The 24,052-nt window shown below is 51.5% G+C and carries 22 protein-coding genes and 1 other annotated feature; of the genes, 12 read left to right on the top strand and 10 right to left on the bottom strand.

Annotated elements, in window-relative coordinates:
- Positions 1 to 44: 44 nt before the first annotated feature.
- Positions 45 to 168, top strand: a sequence feature (Phe leader region).
- From pheM to selO, 10 genes are all read left to right on the top strand, one after another.
- Complete coding sequence (gene pheM, locus LDB27_RS12135) at positions 50 to 94, top strand: pheST operon leader peptide PheM (RefSeq protein ID WP_001386830.1); 45 nt, start codon at positions 50 to 52, stop codon at positions 92 to 94. It overlaps the preceding feature by 45 nt.
- A 62-nt stretch (positions 169 to 230) precedes the next feature.
- Positions 231 to 1,214 carry a phenylalanine--tRNA ligase subunit alpha gene (gene pheS, locus LDB27_RS12130; protein WP_000018570.1) on the top strand — a complete coding sequence of 328 codons (984 nt, stop codon included), beginning with the start codon at positions 231 to 233 and terminating at the stop codon, positions 1,212 to 1,214.
- A gap of 15 nt (positions 1,215 to 1,229) precedes the next feature.
- Entirely contained in the window at positions 1,230 to 3,617 is a 2,388-nt protein-coding gene (gene pheT, locus LDB27_RS12125) for a phenylalanine--tRNA ligase subunit beta (protein WP_000672403.1), read from the top strand.
- A 4-nt stretch (positions 3,618 to 3,621) separates the two neighbouring features.
- Positions 3,622 to 3,921: an integration host factor subunit alpha gene (gene ihfA, locus LDB27_RS12120; protein WP_001229266.1), complete on the top strand. Its 300-nt coding sequence runs from the start codon at positions 3,622 to 3,624 to the stop codon at positions 3,919 to 3,921.
- A 202-nt stretch (positions 3,922 to 4,123) separates the two neighbouring features.
- The gene (gene btuC, locus LDB27_RS12115; RefSeq protein ID WP_000954984.1) at positions 4,124 to 5,104 is read left to right on the top strand and encodes a vitamin B12 ABC transporter permease BtuC; all 981 of its coding nucleotides are present in this window, start codon (positions 4,124 to 4,126) and stop codon (positions 5,102 to 5,104) included.
- Between the two features lie 91 nt (positions 5,105 to 5,195).
- The gene (locus LDB27_RS12110; protein WP_001181568.1) at positions 5,196 to 5,747 is read left to right on the top strand and encodes a glutathione peroxidase; all 552 of its coding nucleotides are present in this window, start codon (positions 5,196 to 5,198) and stop codon (positions 5,745 to 5,747) included.
- Positions 5,747 to 6,496 carry a vitamin B12 ABC transporter ATP-binding protein BtuD gene (btuD, locus tag LDB27_RS12105; protein ID WP_000080609.1) on the top strand — a complete coding sequence of 250 codons (750 nt, stop codon included), beginning with the start codon at positions 5,747 to 5,749 and terminating at the stop codon, positions 6,494 to 6,496. Before LDB27_RS12110 ends, btuD begins: the two co-directional genes overlap by 1 nt.
- A gap of 76 nt (positions 6,497 to 6,572) precedes the next feature.
- Positions 6,573 to 7,037, top strand: a complete 465-nt coding sequence (locus tag LDB27_RS12100; RefSeq protein WP_001213256.1) for a C40 family peptidase — start codon at positions 6,573 to 6,575, stop codon at positions 7,035 to 7,037.
- 313 nt (positions 7,038 to 7,350) lie between these two features.
- Positions 7,351 to 8,064, top strand: coding sequence for an anti-FlhDC factor YdiV (gene ydiV / locus LDB27_RS12095; protein ID WP_000562004.1), 714 nt, complete (start codon positions 7,351 to 7,353; stop codon positions 8,062 to 8,064).
- 61 nt (positions 8,065 to 8,125) lie between these two features.
- Positions 8,126 to 9,568, top strand: coding sequence for a protein adenylyltransferase SelO (gene selO / locus LDB27_RS12090; protein ID WP_000175671.1), 1,443 nt, complete (start codon positions 8,126 to 8,128; stop codon positions 9,566 to 9,568).
- A 35-nt stretch (positions 9,569 to 9,603) separates the two neighbouring features.
- Here the strand turns inward: selO and hemP are convergent, their stop codons facing one another.
- The 3 genes from hemP to ppsR all read right to left on the bottom strand — a co-directional run bounded on the left by hemP (position 9,604) and on the right by ppsR (position 11,987).
- Positions 9,604 to 9,795: a hemin uptake protein HemP gene (gene hemP / locus LDB27_RS12085; RefSeq protein ID WP_000089118.1), complete on the bottom strand. Its 192-nt coding sequence runs from the start codon at positions 9,793 to 9,795 to the stop codon at positions 9,604 to 9,606.
- A gap of 156 nt (positions 9,796 to 9,951) precedes the next feature.
- Positions 9,952 to 10,998, bottom strand: a complete 1,047-nt coding sequence (gene aroH / locus LDB27_RS12080; RefSeq protein WP_001082198.1) for a 3-deoxy-7-phosphoheptulonate synthase AroH — start codon at positions 10,996 to 10,998, stop codon at positions 9,952 to 9,954.
- Between the two features lie 155 nt (positions 10,999 to 11,153).
- Entirely contained in the window at positions 11,154 to 11,987 is an 834-nt protein-coding gene (ppsR, locus tag LDB27_RS12075) for a posphoenolpyruvate synthetase regulatory kinase/phosphorylase PpsR (protein WP_000370992.1), read from the bottom strand.
- Between the two features lie 336 nt (positions 11,988 to 12,323).
- On the opposite strand from ppsR, the gene ppsA reads away from it, so the two are divergent.
- Positions 12,324 to 14,702 carry a phosphoenolpyruvate synthase gene (gene ppsA, locus LDB27_RS12070; protein ID WP_000069340.1) on the top strand — a complete coding sequence of 793 codons (2,379 nt, stop codon included), beginning with the start codon at positions 12,324 to 12,326 and terminating at the stop codon, positions 14,700 to 14,702.
- Between the two features lie 41 nt (positions 14,703 to 14,743).
- Here ppsA and fadK read toward each other — a convergent pair whose 3' ends face one another.
- The 5 genes from fadK to LDB27_RS12045 form a co-directional block, all read right to left on the bottom strand.
- Entirely contained in the window at positions 14,744 to 16,384 is a 1,641-nt protein-coding gene (gene fadK / locus LDB27_RS12065; RefSeq protein WP_000117493.1) for a medium-chain fatty-acid--CoA ligase, read from the bottom strand.
- 89 nt (positions 16,385 to 16,473) lie between these two features.
- On the bottom strand, positions 16,474 to 16,767 hold the full coding sequence (locus LDB27_RS12060; protein WP_000093364.1) for a ferredoxin family protein: 294 nt from the start codon (positions 16,765 to 16,767) through the stop codon (positions 16,474 to 16,476).
- Positions 16,764 to 18,050, bottom strand: a complete 1,287-nt coding sequence (locus LDB27_RS12055; RefSeq protein ID WP_001278549.1) for an FAD-dependent oxidoreductase — start codon at positions 18,048 to 18,050, stop codon at positions 16,764 to 16,766. The genes LDB27_RS12060 and LDB27_RS12055 overlap by 4 nt, the downstream gene beginning before the upstream one ends.
- Before the next feature lie 56 nt (positions 18,051 to 18,106).
- The gene (locus LDB27_RS12050; RefSeq protein ID WP_001015878.1) at positions 18,107 to 19,042 is read right to left on the bottom strand and encodes an electron transfer flavoprotein subunit alpha; all 936 of its coding nucleotides are present in this window, start codon (positions 19,040 to 19,042) and stop codon (positions 18,107 to 18,109) included.
- A 21-nt stretch (positions 19,043 to 19,063) separates the two neighbouring features.
- Positions 19,064 to 19,828, bottom strand: coding sequence for an electron transfer flavoprotein (locus LDB27_RS12045; protein WP_000692096.1), 765 nt, complete (start codon positions 19,826 to 19,828; stop codon positions 19,064 to 19,066).
- 462 nt (positions 19,829 to 20,290) lie between these two features.
- Between LDB27_RS12045 and LDB27_RS12040 the strand changes: the two genes are divergently transcribed.
- On the top strand, positions 20,291 to 21,181 hold the full coding sequence (locus tag LDB27_RS12040; protein ID WP_000284832.1) for an AraC family transcriptional regulator: 891 nt from the start codon (positions 20,291 to 20,293) through the stop codon (positions 21,179 to 21,181).
- Positions 21,182 to 21,256: 75 nt separating this feature from the next.
- Here the strand turns inward: LDB27_RS12040 and LDB27_RS12035 are convergent, their stop codons facing one another.
- Together LDB27_RS12035 and LDB27_RS12030 are read right to left on the bottom strand one after the other, a co-directional pair.
- Positions 21,257 to 22,408, bottom strand: a complete 1,152-nt coding sequence (locus LDB27_RS12035) for an acyl-CoA dehydrogenase (RefSeq protein ID WP_000347819.1) — start codon at positions 22,406 to 22,408, stop codon at positions 21,257 to 21,259.
- A gap of 13 nt (positions 22,409 to 22,421) precedes the next feature.
- Positions 22,422 to 24,017: an acyl CoA:acetate/3-ketoacid CoA transferase gene (locus LDB27_RS12030; protein WP_000700599.1), complete on the bottom strand. Its 1,596-nt coding sequence runs from the start codon at positions 24,015 to 24,017 to the stop codon at positions 22,422 to 22,424.
- Positions 24,018 to 24,052 lie beyond the last annotated feature (35 nt).

Raw genomic sequence — 24,052 nt, 5'->3', positions numbered from 1 at the left:
CCCTTTTCAATAAAGGATATTCGGTTTTACCACATAAGGTAACGCAAGCATGAACGCTGCTATTTTCCGTTTCTTTTTTTACTTTAGCACCTGATCCCAGGAGGCTAGCGCGTGAAAAACGAAACGAAAAACAGCGCAAAAAAGCCTCCTGATGGAGGCTTTTTTTGTATCTGAAATCGAGAGATTACGTCCAATGAACCGGTGTCTTCACCGACACAATGAGGAAAACCATGTCACATCTCGCAGAGCTGGTTGCCAATGCAGCGGCCGCCATTAACCAGGCGTCAGATGTTGCCGCGTTAGACAATGTACGCGTCGAATATTTGGGCAAGAAAGGGCATTTAACCCTTCAGATGACGACCCTACGCGATCTGCCGCCGGAAGAGCGTCCGGCAGCCGGGGCAGTCATTAACGCCGCGAAAGAGCAGGTACAACAGGCTCTTAACGCGCGTAAAGCCGAGCTGGAAAGCGCAGCGCTTAACGCCCGCCTGGCCGCTGAAACCATCGATATCTCCCTGCCGGGGCGCCGTATTGAGAACGGCGGTCTGCATCCGGTCACACGTACCATTGACCGTATTGAAAGTTTCTTCGGCGAGCTTGGTTTTACCGTGGCGACTGGCCCGGAAATCGAAGATGACTACCATAACTTCGATGCGTTAAACATTCCGGGTCATCATCCGGCCCGCGCCGATCATGATACCTTCTGGTTTGACGCGACCCGTCTGCTGCGGACCCAGACGTCTGGCGTCCAGATCCGGACGATGAAAGCGCAGCAACCGCCGATCCGCATTATTGCGCCGGGCCGTGTATACCGTAATGACTACGACCAGACGCATACTCCGATGTTCCATCAGATGGAAGGTCTGATTGTTGATACCAACATCAGCTTCACCAACCTCAAAGGTACGCTGCACGACTTCCTGCGTAATTTCTTTGAGGAGGATCTGCAGATTCGCTTCCGTCCTTCTTATTTTCCGTTTACCGAACCTTCTGCGGAAGTGGATGTGATGGGTAAAAACGGCAAATGGCTGGAAGTGCTGGGCTGCGGGATGGTGCATCCGAATGTGCTGCGTAATGTCGGTATCGATCCGGAAATCTATTCTGGCTTCGCTTTTGGTATGGGGATGGAACGTCTGACCATGTTGCGTTACGGCGTCACCGACCTGCGTTCATTCTTCGAAAACGATCTGCGTTTCCTCAAACAGTTTAAATAAAGGCAGGATAAAACAATGAAATTCAGCGAACTGTGGTTACGCGAGTGGGTTAACCCGGCAATTGATAGCGATGCGTTGGCTAACCAGATTACGATGGCTGGCCTGGAAGTAGACGGCGTTGAGCCGGTCGCGGGAAGCTTCAATGGCGTTGTGGTTGGGGAAGTGGTTGAGTGCGCCCAGCATCCGAACGCTGACAAATTGCGTGTAACGAAAGTCAACGTCGGCGGAGAACGCCTGTTGGATATCGTCTGCGGCGCGCCAAACTGTCGTCAGGGGCTGAAAGTAGCGGTGGCCACCATTGGCGCCATCCTGCCGGGCGATTTCAAAATTAAAGCGGCGAAACTGCGCGGCGAACCGTCTGAAGGGATGCTGTGCTCCTTCTCCGAACTGGGGATTTCCGACGATCACAGCGGCATTATCGAACTGCCGGCGGATGCGCCGCTGGGTACCGATATCCGTGAATACCTGAAGCTCGACGACAATACCATCGAAATTAGCGTCACGCCGAACCGTGCGGATTGCTTAGGTATCATCGGCGTTGCGCGTGATGTGGCGGTACTGAACAAAGCGCCGCTCCAGGAGCCTGAAATGGCGCCGGTTACGGCAACCATCAGCGATACGCTGCCGATTACGGTAGAGGCCGCTGATGCGTGTCCACGCTATCTGGGCCGGGTGGTAAAAGGCATCAATGTTAACGCGCCGACGCCGCTGTGGATGAAAGAGAAACTGCGTCGCTGCGGTATTCGCTCCATCGATGCGGTGGTTGACGTCACCAACTATGTGTTGCTCGAACTGGGTCAGCCAATGCATGCTTTCGATAAAGATCGCATTGATGGCGGTATTGTCGTGCGGATGGCAAAAGAGGGTGAAACCGTCGTCCTGCTGGACGGTAGCGAAGCGACGTTAAATGCGGACACGCTGGTGATCGCCGATCACCATAAGGCGCTGGGGATAGCCGGTATTTTTGGCGGCGAACATTCCGGCGTGAACGGCGAAACGCAAAATGTGCTGCTGGAATGTGCGTACTTTAATCCGCTGTCTATCACCGGTCGCGCTCGCCGCCACGGTCTGCATACCGATGCGTCTCATCGCTACGAGCGCGGGGTAGACCCGGCGCTGCAATATAAAGCGATAGAGCGCGCTACTCGTCTGCTTCTTGATATCTGTGGCGGTGATGCGGGTCCGATAATTGATGTGAGCAACGAAGCAACGTTGCCGAAACGCGCCACCATTACGCTGCGTCGCAGTAAACTGGATCGCCTGATCGGGCATCATATTGCGGATGAGCAGGTCAGTGATATTCTGCGTCGTCTGGGCTGTGAAGTGACCGAAGGGCAGGACGAGTGGAAAGCCGTGGCGCCGACCTGGCGTTTCGATATGGAGATTGAAGAAGATCTGGTGGAAGAGGTGGCCCGCGTTTACGGTTATAACAATATTCCGGACGAGCCAATCCAGGCCGGTTTAATCATGGGGACGCACCGTGAAGCCGATCTGTCGTTGAAGCGGGTTAAAACCATGCTGAACGACAAAGGCTATCAGGAAGTGATTACCTATAGCTTTGTCGATCCTAAAGTACAACAGCTTATCCATCCAGGCGCAGAAGCGCTGCTGCTGCCAAACCCTATCTCCGTTGAGATGTCGGCGATGCGTCTGTCTCTGTGGAGCGGATTGCTGACGACGGTGGTCTATAACCAAAACCGCCAGCAGAATCGCGTGCGTATTTTTGAAACCGGTTTACGTTTCGTTCCGGATACACAAGCCAATCTGGGTATTCGACAGGATCTGATGCTGGCTGGCGTGATTTGCGGCAACCGCTATGATGAGCACTGGAACCTGGCAAAAGAGACCGTTGATTTCTATGATTTGAAAGGCGATCTGGAAGCAGTACTGGATTTAACCGGCAAACTGGGTGATATCCAGTTTAAGGCGGAGATGAATCCGGCTCTGCATCCGGGACAGTCTGCGGCGATTTATCTGAAAGATGAACGTATTGGTTTTATTGGGGTTGTTCACCCTGAACTGGAACGTAAACTGGATCTGAATGGTCGTACGCTGGTGTTTGAACTGGAATGGAATAAGCTCGCAGACCGTATCGTGCCGCAGGCGCGGGAGATTTCACGCTTCCCGGCCAACCGTCGCGATATTGCGGTTGTTGTTGCAGAAAACGTTCCCGCAGCGGATATTTTATCCGAATGTAAGAAAGTTGGCGTAAATCAGGTAGTTGGCGTAAACTTATTTGACGTGTACCGCGGTAAGGGTGTTGCGGAGGGTTATAAGAGCCTCGCTATCAGCCTGATCCTTCAGGATACCAACCGTACACTCGAAGAAGAGGAGATTGCCGCTACCGTCGCCAAATGTGTAGAGGCATTAAAAGAGCGATTCCAGGCATCATTGAGGGATTGAACCTATGGCGCTTACAAAAGCTGAAATGTCAGAATATCTGTTTGATAAGCTTGGGCTTAGCAAGCGGGATGCCAAAGAACTGGTTGAACTGTTTTTCGAAGAGATCCGTCGTGCTCTGGAAAACGGTGAGCAGGTGAAACTCTCTGGTTTTGGTAACTTCGATCTGCGTGATAAAAATCAACGTCCGGGGCGTAACCCGAAAACGGGTGAAGATATTCCTATTACAGCACGGCGCGTGGTGACCTTCAGACCCGGGCAGAAGTTAAAGAGCCGGGTCGAGAACGCTTCGCCCAAAGAAGAGTAATCAGATCCAGGCATAACATCCATCAGTGTGTATTGCGGCAGATACGCTGCCATCCCGAAAGTAGATCAGCGGGATGACAGCGTATCTGTTAGCCTGAAAGATGACTCGTATAACTAAAAAGGCCGCATTGCGGCCTTTTTTCTTTCAAGTAAAGGATACCCACCGTAAAATCACGCTACCTCTTTTCAGCTGAATGGATAACATGCTGACTTTTGCCCGCCAACAACAGCGACGAAACGTTCGCTGGCTTCTGAGCCTGTCACTGCTGGTGCTACTGGCTACACTTCTGAGCTTATGCGCAGGCGAACAGTGGATTGCCCCCGGTGACTGGTTAAGCGCCCGGGGGGAACTGTTTGTCTGGCAAATTCGCCTTCCCCGCACGCTTGCGGTATTGCTGGTTGGCGCTGCGCTGGCGCTATCTGGCGCCGTGATGCAGGCGCTGTTTGAAAATCCACTTGCTGAACCGGGCCTGCTCGGCGTTTCGAATGGGGCCGGTGTTGGGCTTATTGCCGCCGTCTTACTGGGGCAGGGGCAACTGCCTGGATGGGCGCTGGGACTGTGCGCTATAGCCGGCGCGCTCATTATTACGTTAATCCTGCTGCGTTTTGCGCGCCGCCATCTCTCTACCAGCCGCTTGTTGTTGGCGGGCGTCGCGCTGGGCATTATCTGTAGCGCGCTGATGACGTGGGCTATCTATTTTTCCACCTCTTTCGATCTGCGGCAATTAATGTACTGGATGATGGGAGGATTCGGCGGCGTTGACTGGCAGCAGAGCTGGCTAATGATTGCGCTCATCCCAGTACTCATCTGGATATGTTGCCAGTCGCAACCGCTGAATATGCTGGCGCTAGGGGAAACCTCGGCGCGGCAGCTTGGCCTGCCGCTGTGGTTCTGGCGCAATTTGTTGGTCGTCGCCACCGGCTGGATGGTGGGCGTCAGCGTGGCGATGGCGGGGGCGATTGGTTTTATCGGTCTGGTTATTCCGCACATCCTGCGCTTATGTGGTTTAACCGATCACCGGGTTTTACTTCCCGGCTGCGCGCTGGCCGGGGCTATCGCCCTGCTATTGGCTGATGTGGTCGCCCGACTGGCGCTGGCGTCGGCTGAACTGCCTATCGGGGTGGTCACCGCCACATTGGGGGCGCCAGTGTTTATCTGGCTGCTGCTCAAATCCGCGCGTTAGCGCATCGGTAAACAACTGCTTTCATCATTCGCAGTCTATGATTAAAGGCTAACGATGAAACCCGCTATTCTACCGACATCAGGGAGACACCATGCAAAACTCGCTTCTTAATACTCACGTTACGACGATTGATGGAGAGGTCACTACACTTGAAAAATATGCCGGAAAAGTGCTGCTCATTGTAAACGTCGCCTCCAGATGTGGCCTGACGCCGCAATATGAACAGCTGGAAAATATCCAGAAGGCGTGGGCAGATCAGGGGTTTGTCGTGTTGGGTTTTCCCTGCAACCAGTTTATGGGGCAGGAGCCAGGCAGCGAAGAAGAGATTAAAACCTATTGCGCCAGCACCTGGCACGTCACGTTCCCGATGTTCAGTAAAATTGATGTGAATGGCGACGCGCGCCATCCGCTGTATCAAAAACTGATAGCCGCTGCGCCAACGGCAGTCGCGCCGGAGAAGAGCGGCTTTTACGAACGGATGGTAAGCAAAGGGCGTACGCCACTCTATCCGGATGATATTCTGTGGAATTTTGAAAAATTTTTGGTAGGCCGGGATGGTCAGGTAGTACAGCGTTTTTCGCCGGATATGACGCCTGAAGATCCTATTGTGATGGAAAGCATAAAAATCGCGTTGGCAAAATAATGTCTCAATTGATGCAATTAAAGGATGTCGCCGAGAGCACCCGCCTGGGGCCGCTTTCCGGCGAAGTAAGCGCAGGAGAGATCCTTCATCTTGTCGGGCCGAACGGCGCCGGAAAAAGCACGCTACTGGCGCGTATGGCGGGGTTAACCTCAGGCGAGGGGAGCATCAGGTTTGGCGGAGCGCCGCTGGAGGCATGGGCGACGGCAACGCTTGCCCAACACCGCGCTTATCTTGCGCAACAGCAAAATCCGCCGTTCGCCATGCCAGTCTGGCATTACCTGACATTGCATCAACCTGATAAAACGCGAACCGGGCAGCTTAACGAGGTGGCCGATATGCTTGGATTGGGCGACAAACTGGGGCGAAGCGTGAATCAGCTTTCCGGTGGCGAGTGGCAGCGCGTTCGCCTTGCTGCCGTTGTACTACAAATTCATCCTGACGCTAATCCGGTCGGTCAATTATTGCTGCTTGATGAGCCGATGAACAGTCTCGATGTTGCGCAACAAAACGCTCTGGATCGGGTATTACATCATTTGTGTCAGGTAGGAATTGCGATTGTGATGAGTAGCCACGATCTGAACCACACGCTGCGCCATGCGCATAAAGCCTGGTTACTAAAGCGCGGTAAACTCATTGCCTGCGGCCGCCGGGAAGAGGTGCTCACCCCCTCTTATCTGGCGCAAGCCTACGGTCTGCGCTTTCGACGACTCGACGTTGAGGGGCATCCAATGCTCATTTCGGCCACTTAAGTAAAATCGTTTCTTGAAAAGCAGGTAATTTCGACGCTAAATTAATACCAAAATAAAAACAGAGGATTGTTGCGGCATGCGTTTTTGGCTTCTTGTTATCACAGCATTGTTCCTGGCAGGATGCAGTACTCATCGGGCACCGGCGCCAAACGCCAGATTATCAGACTCCATTACCGTCATTGCGGGTCTGAACGATCAGTTGCAGTCCTGGCGCGGTACGCCATACCGTTACGGCGGCATGAGTCGCAGAGGTGTGGACTGTTCCGGCTTTGTGGTAGTCACTATGCGCGACAAGTTTGATTTGCAGTTGCCTCGTGATACGCGTGAACAATCAAAAATCGGCACCAGAATCGATAAAGATGAATTGCTGCCCGGAGATTTGGTTTTCTTTAAAACCGGTTCGGGCGAAAGTGGTTTACATGTTGGTATTTACGATACAAATAATGAGTTTATTCATGCCTCTACCAGTCGTGGCGTGATGCGTTCATCGCTGGATAATGTGTACTGGCGAAAAAACTTCTGGCAGGCACGGCGAATTTAACCTCGCAGACGATATAAATTTTATAGTCTATTTTTAACATACCGTCGGTTGAACTTATGACATCTGTTGTCATCATATATAATGATATAACCGTAGCATTTACAAACGTACTTTTATTAAAAACGGGCGTGCTCACGCCCTGTTAAAAGTACAACATTGGATATTGGTTTATAATCAGAGTAAGTTAAAAAAAGGAACCGGTTTACCGGTAAACAAGAAAAATGATGACGCTTCAATTAGTATCTGAAGTTACGTCTGTTTCCGTCCGTAGTGACTGGATGGCGAATAGCGCCCTAACCATGGGACTGGCGTAATGATTGCTTCACTTGATGAGCTTTACCATTCCGAACTCTTTTTCCTTCCCGTCATGGATGAAAACGCTCGGCTTGTTGGTTTAGAGATTATTGCAACGTTTGCCGCTGAAGACGGCGCCGTGCGGATGCCGACTGAGTTGGTAGCGCCTCGCCTTTCGGTGGAGGAACAATACTGTCTGTTTGTTGAAAAACTGGCGTTGTTAGAAACCTGTCAGCACTTTTTTATTCAGCATAAACTTATTGCATGGCTTAATTTACCGCCTGCAATTAGTGACTTATTATTATTAGATAGCGAACTTTTTTCCCGGGCAGCACGCTTTCCGTTTCTTGAATTAGCTATAAATGAGAATTATCCTGGGTTAAACCAAGGCAAAAACAATGAAACGTTAGCTAATCTGGCAATGCATTTCCCATTAATGCTGGCAAATTTTGGGGCAGGCGAGGCGTCGACTAAAGCTATTTTCGATGGACTTTTCAAACGAGTCATGTTGGATAAAAACTTTATTCAGCAGCGTGCTGAAATGATCTCATTCGAACCATTCATGCACGCCATCGTTGCCCAGATCTCCTCCAGCTGCGAGTCGCTGATGATTGCCGGTATTGATACTGAGGCGATGTTTGCGCGCGCAGCGCCATTGGGGTTTAGCGCATTCCAGGGCGGACTATGGCCTCCGGTGCCGGTAAACCAGCTCATTAAACTCGTTCAGCGATAACCTTTCTGTTTGCCGGTGTTTAACCGGTGATTAACCGTCTACACTGAAGACAGGAGGCCCTATGACCCTGTCTTTTACTGCCCGTTGGCGCGATGAACTGCCAGCAACGTATACCGCGCTTTTACCCACACCGTTAAAAAATGCGCGACTGATTTGGTATAACGACGAACTGGCGCAGCAGTTAGCCATTCCCGCGTCGTTATTTGACGTTACCAATGGCGCTGGCGTTTGGGGCGGCGAAACCTTATTACCCGGTATGTCGCCTGTCGCGCAGGTATATAGCGGGCATCAGTTCGGCGTCTGGGCGGGACAACTCGGCGACGGACGCGGTATTTTGCTGGGCGAACAGCTCCTGGCGGATGGCTCGACCCTCGACTGGCATCTGAAAGGCGCCGGATTAACACCCTATTCGCGAATGGGGGATGGACGCGCCGTCCTGCGTTCAACCATACGAGAAAGTCTTGCCAGCGAAGCCATGCATTATCTGGGTATTCCCACTACGCGCGCGTTATCTATCGTAGCCAGCGATACGCCGGTTCAGCGAGAGACGCAGGAAACGGGCGCCATGTTAATGCGTCTGGCACAAAGTCATATGCGTTTTGGTCATTTCGAACATTTCTATTACCGCCGTGAGCCGGAAAAAGTTCAGCAACTGGCTGATTTCGCTATTCGTCATTACTGGCCGCAATGGCAGGATGTCCCGGAAAAATATGCTTTGTGGTTTGAAGAGGTGGCGGCGCGTACCGGAAGACTTATCGCCGAGTGGCAAACCGTCGGTTTTTCGCACGGCGTTATGAATACGGATAACATGTCGATTCTGGGGCTGACCATCGACTATGGCCCCTTTGGTTTTCTCGATGACTACGATCCCGGCTTCATTGGTAACCATTCCGATCATCAGGGACGTTACCGCTTCGATAATCAACCGTCGGTGGCGCTGTGGAATTTACAACGTCTGGCGCAGACGCTAACCCCTTTTATTGAGATCGACGCGTTAAACAGAGCGCTGGATCGTTACCAGGACGCGTTGTTAACGCACTATGGGCAGCGAATGCGCCAGAAGCTGGGCTTCTTTACCGAGCAAAAAGACGATAACGCTTTACTGAATGAATTGTTTAGTCTGATGGCGCGCGAAGGGAGTGATTATACCCGTACATTTCGGATGTTAAGCCATACGGAGCAACAGAGCGCTTCCTCGCCGTTGCGGGATACGTTTATCGATCGCACGGCGTTCGATGCCTGGTTCGAACGCTACCGGGCGCGATTGCGCACAGAGGCGGTGGATGACGCGCTGCGCCAGCAGCAGATGCAACGCGTGAATCCTGCGGTTGTGTTGCGCAACTGGCTGGCGCAACGCGCGATAGATGCGGCTGAACAAGGAGACATGGCGGAACTGCATCGGTTGCATGAAGTTTTACGTCAACCTTTTACCGATCGAGATGATGACTATGCCAGCCGACCACCGGAGTGGGGAAAGCGGCTGGAGGTCAGTTGTTCAAGTTAGCCTGATGCCAGCAGCATCGTCTGCTGGCGGGAGCGCTATTTGGTTAACAGTAGTTTACCGGCCTGAGTTTTGCGCAACAGATACTCCTGACCGTTGTGATCGATAATGACTTTGCCGTCCGGACCTAATAGCGCCTGACTGTTGACGCGCCGTTCAGCGGCAGGGAGAAGCGTTTCATTGTCCATTTCCTTAGGGTGAGGCAGCTCGGTGTTATCCATACGCGACATGTTATTTATTAATAATCAAACTCACAATGATTATTATTATCAATAATTAATGCGATAACAGCAAGAGCTAATTCTGTGGAGTGATATACGCGCGCGGAGAGAAAAGGGCGGGTAACGCATCGAAGAAACGCCCATCCCGGCAGGATGGGCGAGCTATTAAAAGCGGCTATCTACCGCCGCGGCAAGTTTTTCCAACAAAACTTCCGTATCTTCCCAGTTCAGGCAGGGATCGGTAATGGACTGACCATAGATTAATGGTTGACCGCTGATAATTTTTTGCGTGCCTTCCCGTAAAAAACTCTCGGCCATAATCCCGGCTATTGCCGTGGAGCCATTACGAATCTGCTGGCAAATATCATCACATACCTCCAACTGGCGGCGATGCTGTTTTTGACAGTTGCCGTGGCTGAAGTCGACGACCAGATGTTCCGGCAGATCAAATTCATGCAACGTGTCGCAGGCGGCGGCAATATCTTCAGCGTGGTAGTTCGGTTTTTTACCGCCGCGCATGATGATGTGCCCATACGGGTTGCCACTCGTCTGGTAGATGGTCATCTGTCCGTCTTTATCCGGCGAGAGAAACATATGGCTGGCGCGGGAGGCGCGAATAGCGTCAACGGCAATGCGAGTATTGCCATCCGTACCATTTTTAAAGCCGACCGGACAAGAGAGCGCAGAAGCCATTTCCCGATGGATTTGGCTTTCGGTGGTACGCGCGCCAATCGCTCCCCAACTGATCAGATCGGCAATAAACTGGCCGGTGACCATATCAAGAAATTCTGTGGCGGTCGGTACTCCCAGTTCGTTCACCTGCAATAGCAAGCGACGCGCCAGTTCAAGCCCATAATTGACGCGGTAACTTCCATTCAAGTCGGGATCGGAAATCAGGCCTTTCCATCCCACGACGGTGCGCGGTTTTTCAAAATAGGTGCGCATGACGATTTCCAGACGCGCCTGATGCTTTTGGCGTTGTGTCTGGAGCTGCGTCGCGTATTCCATAGCAGCATTCAGATCGTGAATCGAACAGGGGCCAATGACGACCAGTAGCCGTGGATCTTCACCATTTAAAATCTTTTCTATCCGGCGTCGGGAGTCGGTAACGTGACTGGCGACGGAGGACGATACAGGATACCGCTGCGCGAGTTCGGTCGGTGTTACCAGGCTGTCGATACGCGCAGTACGGAGTTCGTCGGTTCTGTTCATTACAAGTCTCAGAAATTTGTTGCTTCAACGGCAGGACTACCGGGAAGTGATGGGCATCACGATAAACCAATCCCTGCTGATTTCAAGTGCGAGGCGTGTCACACCTCGCAGGCAGAACAACATGATAACAAAAACCAAACCATTAAACTAGTTTGCTAGTACATTCTGCGGTTAAGCCCCATAATATCGAGAATCTTGGTGGCTATCTCTTCAACGGAATAATTGGTGCTGTTCAGGCAGGGGATCTGATTCTTACGATACAGCGCTTCAACCTCCGCCACTTCCATGCGGCACTGACGCAACGAGGCATAGCGACTGTTTTCACGGCGTTCTTCGCGAATAGCCGCCAGGCGTTCAGGGTCAATTGTCAGGCCGAACAGTTTATGTTGTAGCGGTTTTAACGATGTGGGCAGCGTCAAATTATCCATATCATCGGCGATGAAAGGGTAGTTAGCCGCACGAATGCCGAATTGCATCGCCAGATAGAGGCTGGTGGGCGTTTTTCCACAGCGCGAAACGCCAAGTAAAATGACCTGAGCCTGATCGAGGTTGCGCAATGAAATGCCATCATCATGCGCCAGGGTATAATCGATAGCGGCAATACGGGCGTCATACTTGTTCAGGTTACCCGGATTAAGCCCATGAGTACGATGAGCGATCGGCGTCGGATCCAGTTTCATCTCCTGCTGAAGCGGCGCCACCAGCGCCTGGACGATATCCTGGCAGAAACCTTCGCTCTGTAAGATGATGGCGCGAATTTCAGGTAAAACAATCGAGTAAAATACCAGCGGGCGAACGCCGGTTTGCTGATAAATGGCGTCAATTTGGTCTTTGACGGCGCGGGCGCGACTTTCGTTCTCCACGAATGGCAGCGTGATGCTGCTGATCGTCACCGGAAACTGCGACATAACCGCGTGACCCAGGACCTCGGCGGTGATGGCGGTACCATCAGAAATATAGAAAACATGGCGATCAACAACATTATCCATTCTGTTCATCCTGAAGAGTAAACATAATTATCTGAAAGCATAAATTAAAAGTAACGGGAAACGTATAACTTGTCGCTTATTTTATAAAATGACAGACACTTTTTATAATTAATGAAAAGTGTGTTTCATTTCCTGGAAACGCAGTTTATACCGGGGGTGATTAAGGGAATGCCGTGCTATGCGCGGGTTTGCGCAACTACGTAAACAATCTGAAAAAATGAAAAAATAAATTTGCTTGAACGATTCACCGTTTTTTTCGCGGGTTTAAGTATGCCAGGATAAATACGCAACTATGTGTTTCTTAAACTCGTTCATTTATCACAAAAGGATTGTTCGATGTCCAACAATGGCTCGTCACCGCTGGTGCTTTGGTATAACCAACTCGGCATGAATGATGTAGACAGAGTTGGGGGCAAAAATGCCTCCCTGGGTGAAATGATTACTAACCTTTCCGGCATGGGCGTATCCGTTCCGAATGGTTTTGCAACCACTGCCGATGCGTTTAACCAGTTTTTGGATCAAAGCGGCGTAAATCAGCGCATTTATGAGCTGCTGGATAAGACAGATATTGATGATGTCTCCCAGCTGGCGAAAGCGGGCGCGCAGATCCGCCAGTGGATTATCGACACTCCTTTCCAGCCGGAGCTGGAAAACGCCATCCGCGATGCCTATGCGCAGCTTTCGTCGGATGATGAAAATGCCTCTTTTGCCGTGCGTTCCTCCGCCACGGCGGAAGACATGCCAGATGCTTCGTTTGCGGGTCAACAGGAAACGTTTCTTAACGTTCAGGGCTTCGATGCGGTACTGGTGGCAGTGAAACACGTATTTGCTTCTCTGTTTAACGATCGCGCCATCTCTTATCGCGTTCACCAAGGATATGATCATCGCGGCGTAGCGCTTTCCGCTGGCGTGCAGCGGATGGTTCGCTCCGATCTCGCCTCGTCAGGGGTGATGTTCTCTATCGATACCGAATCCGGTTTTGACCAGGTGGTCTTTATCACCTCAGCATGGGGACTGGGCGAAATGGTGGTGCAGGGCGCGGTTAACCCGGATGAATTTTATGTCCATAAGCCAACCCTGGCGGCAGGCCGTCCGGCCATCGTACGCCGCACCATGGGGTCGAAAAAAATCCGCATGGTTTACGCCGCCACCCAGGAGCACGGCAAGCAAGTGAAGATTGAAGATGTGCCGCAGGAACAGCGCGACATTTTTTCGCTCACCAACGAAGAAGTGCAGGAACTGGCGAAACAAGCGGTGCAGATTGAGCAGCACTATGGTCGTCCGATGGATATCGAATGGGCGAAAGACGGTCATACCGGTAAGCTCTTTATTGTGCAGGCACGTCCGGAAACCGTGCGCTCCCGTGGCCAGGTGATGGAGCGTTATACGCTACATGCGCAGGGGAAAATCATTGCCGAAGGTCGCGCCATTGGGCATCGTATCGGCGCGGGTACGGTGAAAGTTATTCACGATATCGGCGAAATGAACCGTATTGAGCCTGGCGATGTGCTTGTCACCGATATGACCGACCCGGACTGGGAACCGATCATGAAAAAAGCGGCGGCGATTGTCACTAACCGTGGCGGGCGTACCTGTCATGCGGCAATTATCGCCCGCGAATTGGGTATTCCGGCGGTAGTCGGCTGCGGCGACGCCACCGAACGCATGAAAGATGGCGAAAAAGTAACCGTCTCCTGCGCAGAAGGTGATACCGGTTATGTTTATGCCGACATGCTGGATTTCAGCGTAAAAAGCTCCAGCGTAGACACCATGCCAGAGCTACCGCTGAAGGTCATGATGAATGTCGGCAACCCGGACAGGGCATTTGACTTTGCCTGCTTGCCGAATGAAGGTGTAGGTCTGGCGCGACTGGAATTCATCATTAACCGTATGATTGGCGTTCACCCGCGTGCGCTGCTGGAGTTTGACGACCAGGATGCCGCGCTGCAAAACGACATTCGTGAGATGATGAAAGGGTTTGACTCGCCGCGTGAATTTTACGTTGGTCGACTGACGGAAGGGATCGCGACGTTAGGCGCCGCCTTCTACCCGAAACGCGTTATCGTTCGTCTGTCTGACTTTAAGTCCAACGAATACGCCAACCTGGTCGGCGGCGAACGCTATGAGCCGCATGAAGAAAACCCTATGCTGGGCTTCCGCGGCGCGGGCCGTTACGTCGCAGAAAGTTTCCGCGATTGTTTTGCGCTGGAATGCGAAGCGGTGAAACGCGTGCGCAACGATATGGGCCTTACCAACGTCGAAATCATGATCCCGTTCGTGCGGACGGTCGACCAGGCGAAAGCGGTCATCGAAGAGCTGGCGCGCCAGGGGCTTAAACGCGGCGAGAACGGGCTGAAGATCATCATGATGTGCGAGATCCCGTCCAATGCCTTGCTGGCTGAACAGTTCCTCGAATATTTTGATGGCTTCTCGATTGGTTCTAACGACATGACGCAGCTGGCGCTGGGGCTGGATCGCGATTCCGGCGTGGTGTCTGAACTGTTTGACGAGCGTAACGACGCGGTGAAAGCGCTACTGTCGATGGCGATCCGCGCGGCGAAAAAACAGGGCAAATATGTTGGAATTTGCGGCCAGGGCCCGTCCGACCATGAAGACTTTGCCGCCTGGCTGATGGAAGAGGGGATCGACAGCCTGTCGCTGAACCCGGACACCGTGGTTCAGACCTGGCTGAGTCTGGCGGAACTGAAGAAGTAGTGTGATACCGGATGGCGGCGTTAACGTCGCCATCCGACAATTTACACCGCGGTGTGCTCCTGGCGCAGCCGCTCAATAATATCCTGCCGCAACAGAAACTTCTGCACTTTGCCAGAGGCGGTTCTGGGCAGTTTTTCTACGATGACGATCCGTTCCGGATATTTATACTTCGCTACCCGTTTTCGACTGAAAAAAGCGGTCACTTCTTCCAGCGCCAGCGAAAGGTGCGGCGGTTTTAAGACCACATACGCGCATGAACGTTCGCCTAAGCGTTCATCAGGCATAGCAACGACGCAAGCATCGTGTATGCGGGGGTGTTGCAATAAAATATCCTCCACCTCGCGACTGCTGATATTTTCACCTCCACGTATAATAATATCCTTTTTGCGCCCGGTAATTTTGATATAACCGTCTTCATCCATGCGGCAGAGGTCGCCGCTGTAATACCAGCCCTCATTATCCAGTGCGCGGGCGGTAAGTTCCGGCTCGTCCAGGTATCCCATAAAAACGTTCGGCCCGCGCGAGGCTTCTTCGCCTTCGTGGCCTGCTGGAAGCGTATTGCGATCTTCATCCACGATTTTAATTTCTACACCGGTGGCGGCATAACCATCGGTGTTCATCATGCGTGAAGTCGAATCACCCAGATTAACCATCGAGTGCGGAGAACTTTCTGTAGAACCGTAAATACTCAATAATTTGATACCGCGCTGCTGGCAGTCGCGGGCAACCTTTTTGGGAATAGTCGTGCCGCCGCATAAGAAGAATCGCAGTGAGGTGAGGTCGGCAGGCTGTTGCTCAACGGCACAAAGCAGATCGTAAATAAACGGCGTCGCGCCTGACATACAGGTACAGCGTTGCTGCGCTAATAAGGTAAGGCAGGCTTCTGGGGTAAAGATGTCCAGCAATACGCTACGCGCCCCGATTAAAAAGGGCGCGGTGACGCCGTGTAAAAATCCGGTGGCGTGGCCCAGTGGCGCAGGCATCAGGAACACATCTTGCCAGGTTAAATTCAACCGCGCGCAATACGCCCGTTCGCTGGCAAGAATATTATTGTGGGTCAACATTACCCCTTTCGGCATTCCTTCTGTGCCGGAGGTAAACAGCACTGCCGCCAGTTCATCACCGTGAATGTTAATGTCTGACTGCAACGGTTCGCTGCGGTCGATGATTTGACTAAGCGCAAGCGCTGTGGTGGCAGGCGCCAGTTTATCCACGCCGACAATATGCGTCAGATGGCGCAGTTGATTTTGTAGCGGAAGGATAAGATCGACCGGACGATTCTGTTTGAACACGGTGGGGGCGAAGAATATTTTAGCCTGACATTTGTTCAGCACCCAAACCAGCTCTGCTTCTCGCCAGGCGGGAAGTAGCGGGACAGATACCGCGCCCGTTTTCAGGCAGGCCAGATAAATGAGGGTAAACTCACACCAGCCCGGAAGCTGAAAGGCCACGCGATCGCCCGGTTGGATCCCCTGAGACAGTAACCAGTTTGCCAGGCGGCTTGCCGCGCAGTCGAGTGCGGCGTAGGTCCAGGACGCGCCATGATTATCGACCACGGCGATTTTATCGGGTACGGCGCGTGCGGTTTGCCGCCAGTAGTCGCCCAGTGAAGCATCGCCCCAGTAGCCGGACTCGCGATAGGTTTTCCGCCGCGCGGCGTCAAACGTTAATGTAACACTCATTGACTTGTTCTCTATTAATACAAATGACGTAATCTCCGGGGGCAAGCCGAATAAGACGCCGTAGCGTCGTTATCCGGTGTTTCAGAGCGTCAGCCGTAGCGAAACTCAACGCCGAACGTTCCCGCCGGGTATTCCCATTTTTCGAGAAGAGTATTGCCGCAGAGAACCCTGCAGGTTCCGCATTCCAGGCAGCCCGCAGAGTCAAAATGAATATTTCCCGCATCGTCCAGCTTATAGAGTCCGGCAGGGCAGGCTTTTATTAATTTAGTAAACTCCTGCATGTCAGGCGAGGATCGCAAAATGATATGTGGGTGTCCTTCATCTACGTAAAATTTATTTACGCCCAATTTGACGTCAACATTCACCTTATTGTCCGAACTCATAATGCCGTAGCCCCTTTTATGCCGTCTTTTAATAGATTCACCAGTCCAATTTTTTTCGCATGTGACAGGATAGTTTTACGCAACGGTGGGACTGGACCGCCATCAACGGTGAACAGATCGCCCACAATGTTTGCCGCCATTCGCGGGTACTCGGTAAAAAGCCGTGGGTTTTCCATTAATCCGGGGAGTTTGCGGAAATGCCGCATATCGCGTAACACGCCGTTTTTCTCCAGCGCGCGTTTGTACCCGGCAAGACTTGCGGCGGAAAAATCTTGCCGCGCTTTAGCGTCAATGGCGGTTTGAGCGGCCGCTTGCGCGGACGCGATGGCTAAATCCATGCCGCGGACGGTATAGCCGAGATTCAGACAAAGACCGGCGGCGTCGCCGACAATCATCACACCGTCATTTGCCAGCTCCGGCATCATTGCTATGCCGCCTTCGGGCACCATATGAGCGGAGTATTCAAGCAGCGTTCCCCCCTGAATCAAAGGGCGTATTGCCGGATGCTGTTTAAAATCTTCCAGCATTTGCGGTACGCTTTTGGTCGCGTGAGCAATGTCGCCCAGGCCACATACCAGCCCCAGAGAAACCGAATCGCGGTTGGTATAAAGAAACCCGCCGCCCATGAGCCCGTTGGAGGGCGCGCCAGCGAATAACCAGGCGGCGCCTTCATGGGACGCCAGATTAAAGCGCTCTTCAATAAGTGCCGGAGAGAGCCCAATCAACTCTTTTACGCCGACGGCATAGTGATGCGCAGAAGAGACAGGCACCATGTCCAGTGAACGGCCCAGCATGGAATTCACGCCGTCCGCGAGAATCACAATATTCGCATCCAGAATATCATCCCCGGCCTGAACGCCAGTGACGCGATTGCCTTCACGTACCAGAGCGTCGACCCGTACACCCGGGATAAACTGCGCGCCAGCCTGTTCCGCCTGAGCCATTAACCACGGGTCCAGTTTGTTGCGCAGTACGGTATATGACGTAAGGAGCGGAGTAGGGGGCGCGCGGTGAAAATCAAGTGTGACGGCGCTTTCTTCGGTTAAAAAGGAGATTTTTTCACGGGTAACGACGCGTTCGATGGGGGCGGACGTTGCGAATCCCGGCATAATACTTTCGATACTGTGAGCGTAGAGCCGGCCACCGGTCATATTTTTGCTGCCCGCGCTGTTTCCGCGTTCAATAACCAGTACATCCAGTCCCGCTTTTGCCATCACATACGCGGCGACCGTTCCTGCTACGCCTGCACCCACCACAATAGCGTCAAATTTATCATCCGACATGCTTTATGCTCCTTTCCCGCCGTATCGACGACGAGAGATGTGCGTTGAAAAAGGAATTAGCGGCTTAACTGGTCGATGAGGGCAGGAACAACCTTATAGATATCGCCCACCAGACCATAATCGGCATAATTGAAAATGGGCGCGTTTTTATCTTTGTTAATTGCGACAATAATTTTTGCGCCGTTTCCACCCACCATATGTTGAATTTGGCCGGAAATGCCCAGCGTCAGATAGAGATCGGATTTCAACAGAACGCCGGATACGCCAATATAACGCTCGCGTTCCATCCAGTTTTCACCTTCCGCAATGGGGCGGGAACAGCCCACTTCTGCGCCGAGGACGGTCGCCAGTTTATGCACCATATCCAGATCGCTTTGCGCCGCCAGACCTCGTCCTACGCCGATGACCCGTTTGGCTTTGCTCAAATCGACGCTGCTTAACGATTTCGCGCGCCGCTGCTGGCACAATACCTCGTGGCGTGGGGCAATATATGCCAGCGTGGTCAGCGGGCAAGTATGACTGGGGAGAGGGGCGGCGGGTTCCAGCACGCCGGGTGCCAGCGTAATAATCGCCTGCGGACTGTTTAATTTCTCTTTGCCGAAAGCAAGTCCGCCGTACATGCGATGCTCTGCGTGTAGCGTCCCGTCGAGGAGATCAATAGACGTCGCGTCGTTCACCATCACGGCGTCAAGCTGGATGCTCAGCCGGGCGCCCAGCGCTTTGCAGCGCTTGGTCGCCGCCATGAGCAGTAGCCCATTTTTGTCGCCTAATAACGAGGCCAGCGTTTCGGCATAGTTTTCCACGCGCTGCAAATCCGTATGCGATTCAAGAATGACTATCTCATCAGCGCCAAGCGCTTTCACGTAGTCGATCTCCGTGTTTCCTTGCACGATGGCGTAAACTTTTTCTCCCCACTGCCGCGCGCCGGTCATTAATTCGGCATAACGCTCTACGTTATCGCTAAATACCCATACGTTAGCTAAATGATTCATGATAATTTTTCTCCGTTGGGTTTAGTTCAGGGATTTTTTCAAATGGTCGGCCAGTGCGGTAATGGCTTCCGGCGAATCGTTATCGAGAATGATATGCTTGCGTTCTGTCTGCGGCGGTACCGAGATGGCGACCAGTTCCGCCATTGGCGTGGTTGGGGTCCAGTGGATATCGCTCGCCAGCCACGACGTAACGGCTTTTTTCCCGGCGCCGAGAATGGCTTTCATTGACGGGATGCGTGGAACGTTAATATCTGAGGTCACGCAAAGCACCGCGGGCAGCGTGAGCTCGATAATTTCAACGTCTTCTTCCAGTGTGCGTTCAACGATGATTTTGTCGCCGTCGCGTTGAATATGGCTTACTGCGTTGATGACGGGGAGTTTCAGGAGTTCGCCAGTCAGCAGGCCCACCTGTTGGGCATAAATATCGCCGGAGCCCTCCCCAAAGAGCAGCAGGTCAAAGCCGATTTTCTCCGCCGCGGATGCTAGCGCCAGCGCGGTTTCTTTGGGCAGGGCGTGCTCCAGCTGCGCATCCTGAACCATAAAAAGCGCATCCGGCCCGCGGGATAACACATCTTTGCGGACTTTTGAATTTTGTAACAGAGAGCCGCCGACGGTGAGCGCGGCGATCTCGTCGCCATCGCCAGCTAACTGCGCGGCGGCCTCAATTGCATTTAAATCAAACTGGCTGATTTTGGCCTCGGCACGATCAAAATTGAGCGAATGCTCCGGGGTCACGGTAATGTCCTGTTCTTCAGGCACCAACTTAAAGCAGGTTATTATTTTCATTGCATCTCCAGTGAGTCGCGTGCGGATAAGTAACGTAAATCTGACTGAAAATAGTCTGCGGCAGTCTGAAGAGGTTTACGATGGGTCAATCTGTTTTCCTTGCCAACAATCTTGCACGAAAAATCTGCGAACGGAGAATCGTTAGCAAACATCTGAAAAGGGCGTCATAAAAATATAAATACGGTAGTGAGAATAATAAGTGCGAAGCATATCATCATTTTTTAACATGAAACGTGCGATGTTGTTTCTGTGAGGTTAAAAGAAAACATCAAAGATATGTCGGCTATGTATTTTTGTCTGATAATACGCTATCGACAGGTAATCTGAGCTGTCTGCAAAAGAACATAATATCTTGCATTCGGAACGAATAATCTTGTTTTGCTGGTAATCTCCACGGTTGTACAACACTGACGCTCGCTTTATTTTATCCTGGTTATCTTTTTAAACCTGACAGAGGTTATTATGTATCAGCGCTGTTTTGACTCCGCCGCGGAGACGATTTTTGAACAGGACAAGACCCCTCGATTTTCACGTTTTGTCATTAGCGATGATCCAAACTGGGAGTCTGGCCATCATATGCATGATAATGAAACAGAGCTTATTTACGTCAAAAAAGGGATAGCCAGGTTAATTATTGACTCTTCACTCTACGTCGCGCATGCGGACGATATTGTCGTCGTTGAGCGGGGGCGGCTACACGCTGTAGCATCCGACAGCAATTCGCCGGCTACCACCTATACCTGTGCGCTGTATGGGTTTTGTTTTCCAGGTTGGGAAGAAAACCAACTATTGCAGAGTCATTCCTGTCCGGTGGTTTCCGTGGTTCAGGGGAAAGAGGTCATTAAAAGTATCTTTAATGAATTAAGCGTGTTACTTCCGCAGGGGAAAAATGTATTGGCTTCCTCTGTATACGATGCATTTGCTTACACTCTGACCGCACTTTACTATGAAAATTTTAAAAATGCCTATCGTTCTGAACAAGGTTACATTAAAAAAGATGTATTAATTAAGGATGTGCTTGTTTATCTCAATAATAATTATCGTGAAAAAATCACGCTTGACCAGCTATCGAAAAAATTTCGCGCCAGCGTCAGTTATATATGTCATGAATTTGCCAAAGAATATCATATATCCCCTATCAATTATGTTATTCAACGACGTATGACCGAGGCCAAGTTTGCGCTGACAAACACTGAGTCGCCACTGGCAGAAATTTCATGGCGGGTAGGATATGAAAATGTGGACCATTTTGCCAAATTGTTTATGCGGCATGTAGGATGTTCTCCCAACGATTATCGTAAGCAATTTAAAAATAGTCTGGTTGAGCAGGCGTATTTGCTGCCAAATACCTGACGGCGAAATTTATCTGATTTATCCGGCCTGATGCCGTAAAGCAGTCAGGCCGAATAAGACGTTCCGGTACGATCCTTACTTGTTCTGATAGTCTTTCAGAATCTGGCGTCCTGCCACATAGATCATAATTTCATCCGTGCCGCCACCGATACGTTCGCAGCGAACATCGCGCCAGAAGCGGGAGACACGGGCTTCGTCAGTATAACCAAGCCCACCCATAATCTGAATCGCATCGTCAATCACTTCCATCGCTGTGCGTGCGCAGTACAGCTTAGCCAGCGCGGCGCTGGTACGCAGTGACTCTTCCCGATCGGCCTGCCAGGCGACTTTCAACACCATATTGCGCATGTTTTCGATTTTGATGGCCATTAACGCCAGCTTTTCCTGGATCATCTGGTTATGGCCGATGGGTTTACCAAAGGCGATACGCTGGTTGGCGTAACGGGCGGCATCTTCAAATGCGCATTCGGCGAAACCTGTACTGCGCGCCGCATTAATCAAACGCTCCATCTCAAAATTGTACATGACATTGAGGAAACCCATGCCTTCCTCACCGACCCGGTCGCTTTCGTCAACCTCGACATTATCGAGATAAACTTCGCATGTACTCAACATGTGCCAGCCAATTTTATGCAGCGGATTAATCTTTATGCCCGGTTTATTTGAGTCCACCCACCAAAGCGTGAACGCTTTTTTAGGATCTTTTGGCTCCGTATCGCGCGCCAGAACCAGCATGTAAGGATATTCTTTTGCACCGGTGATAAACGTTTTTTGGCCGTTAAGATAAACCTTGCCGTTTTTACGCGTCCAGGTTGTTGTGGCGCTATTATTATCAGATCCCGCGCCAGGTTCTGTTAAGGCGAGCGCATATGCTGGATCGCCGGTGGCCAGAGTGCTTTCTGCTGTTTTACGCAGTTGTTCTGCGGAACCAAAACGGCGCATACTGTGAATGCATTGGCCGTTGGTAATCAAAAAGGCCGGAGCGCCGCATTTTGAGATTTCCATCAGCGCCAGCATTTGCGTTACATAGTCAGCCGGAATGCCGCCGAATTCTTCCGGGACGCCCAGCATCGAAATACCGTTTTCCGCCAGCGCCTGCATAAATTCTTTGGGATAGGTGCCCGTTTGATCGCAGGTACGGAAATACTCTTCCGGAAAATTGCTGGTGATTAACTCGCGAATACTGGCCAGTAATAGTTCTTGTTCTTCAGTTAATGAAAAATCCATATTTGTACTCCTTTTAATGTGTTGCGTCAGGAAGCGTGAATCCCATAGTGCTATCGGTAAATAATCTTGTGTCCATCAGTTTTAAATCTGGTGAGATAACCGGTGAAAAATCCATCTTGTCAAGAATATCCCGCTGCAGATCGACGCCAGGCGCAATTTCAATTAAATGCAGGCCATCTTGTTTGAGAGTGAAAACCGCACGTTCAGTGATGTAACGCACGTCTAACCCGCGCTCAAGCGCAATTTTTCCACTGAACGTAATTTCCGGCAGTTCGCTGACGAATTTTTTCACGCGACCTTCCTGGAGAATATTTAATTTGCCATCGGTAATTTCAGTTTTTAAACTTCCGGCCGTCAGAGTTCCGCAGAAGATAATTTTTTGCGACGTTGCGCTAATATCGATAAACCCGCCGGTGCCCATAATTTTTCCGTTGAATTTATGTACACCGACATTACCGTGTTGATCCACTTCGGCAAAACTTAAATAGCAGACATCGAGCCCACCGCCGTGATAAAAATCAAATTGTGAGGTCATATCGAGGATCGCGCGGGTATTGACATTGGCGCCGAAGGCCACGCCCTGAGAGGTAATACCGCCCACCGGGCCAGTTTCTACGGTCAGCACGAAGTCATCGGCGCAGCCTTCCTCGCGAGCGACCAGACCAATACCGTCGGCAATGCCTACGCCCACATTGCCTACCGCGCCTTTACGCATTTCAAACAGCGCGCGTCGGGCTACCAGCTTGCGCTGATTAAGGGGCAGGGTAAGCTGGGTACTATCATCAAGAGTGAAATCCCCGGAGATAAATCGGTTTACCGGCGCGCCGCCATAGAGTTGCGTCTGGTCGGCATCGACAACCACAATATCCACCAGATAGCCGGGAATACGCACGGATTTTGGATGCAGCGTGGCTTTTTTTACCATTTTCTGCACCTGCATCATTACAATACCGCCATTATTGTGAACGGCCTGGGCGATCACCAGCGCATCAAGATACATCACCTCATCTTCAAATGATGCATAGCCTTCGCTGTCGCAGGTGGTGGCGCGGATAAAAGCCACATTAGGCGCTATCGCTTTATAATAGAGATATTCTTTATTATCGATCTCTACCAGCTTAATGAGATCTTCTTTAGTCACGTCGTTTAATTTTCCGCCCTGTTGGCGAGGGTCGACAAAGGTACCAATACCGATATCGCTCAGAATACCCGGCTGGTGTGCGGCGCTGGCGCGCAGCGTCTGGGTTAATACGCCTTGTGGGTAGTTATAGGCGGCGATTTTATTTTGTTCAGCCAGTTCAGAAATACGGGGAGATTGCCCCCAATGTCCGCATAGCGCCCATTTTACCAATCCCTCCTGCGCCAGCGGGCTGATGCCGCGATCGGCGCGGTCACCTAATCCGGTAGGGCTAATAATAGATAAATCTCGTGGTGACTGGGTTGTTTGATATTTATCTGCCAGTGCGGTAATTAATGTTGTCGCTTCGAGAATACCGCCGCCAGCGCCCAGAATACATAAAGTGGCCTCATCTGGAATATAATTTACTGCTTCTTGTGCAGAGAGCACGGGAACGCGGCCATTAATGCGTGATGGCTTATTGATTTTCATATTTACTCCACTATTATCCCTGAAAGCAATATCGA

The organism is Salmonella sp. JXY0409-18 (assembly GCF_020268625.1).
In the GTDB taxonomy this organism is placed as follows: domain Bacteria; phylum Pseudomonadota; class Gammaproteobacteria; order Enterobacterales; family Enterobacteriaceae; genus Salmonella; species Salmonella enterica.
Note: the sequence above shows the minus strand (reverse complement) of the source record. Positions and strands in the feature narration are given on the sequence as shown.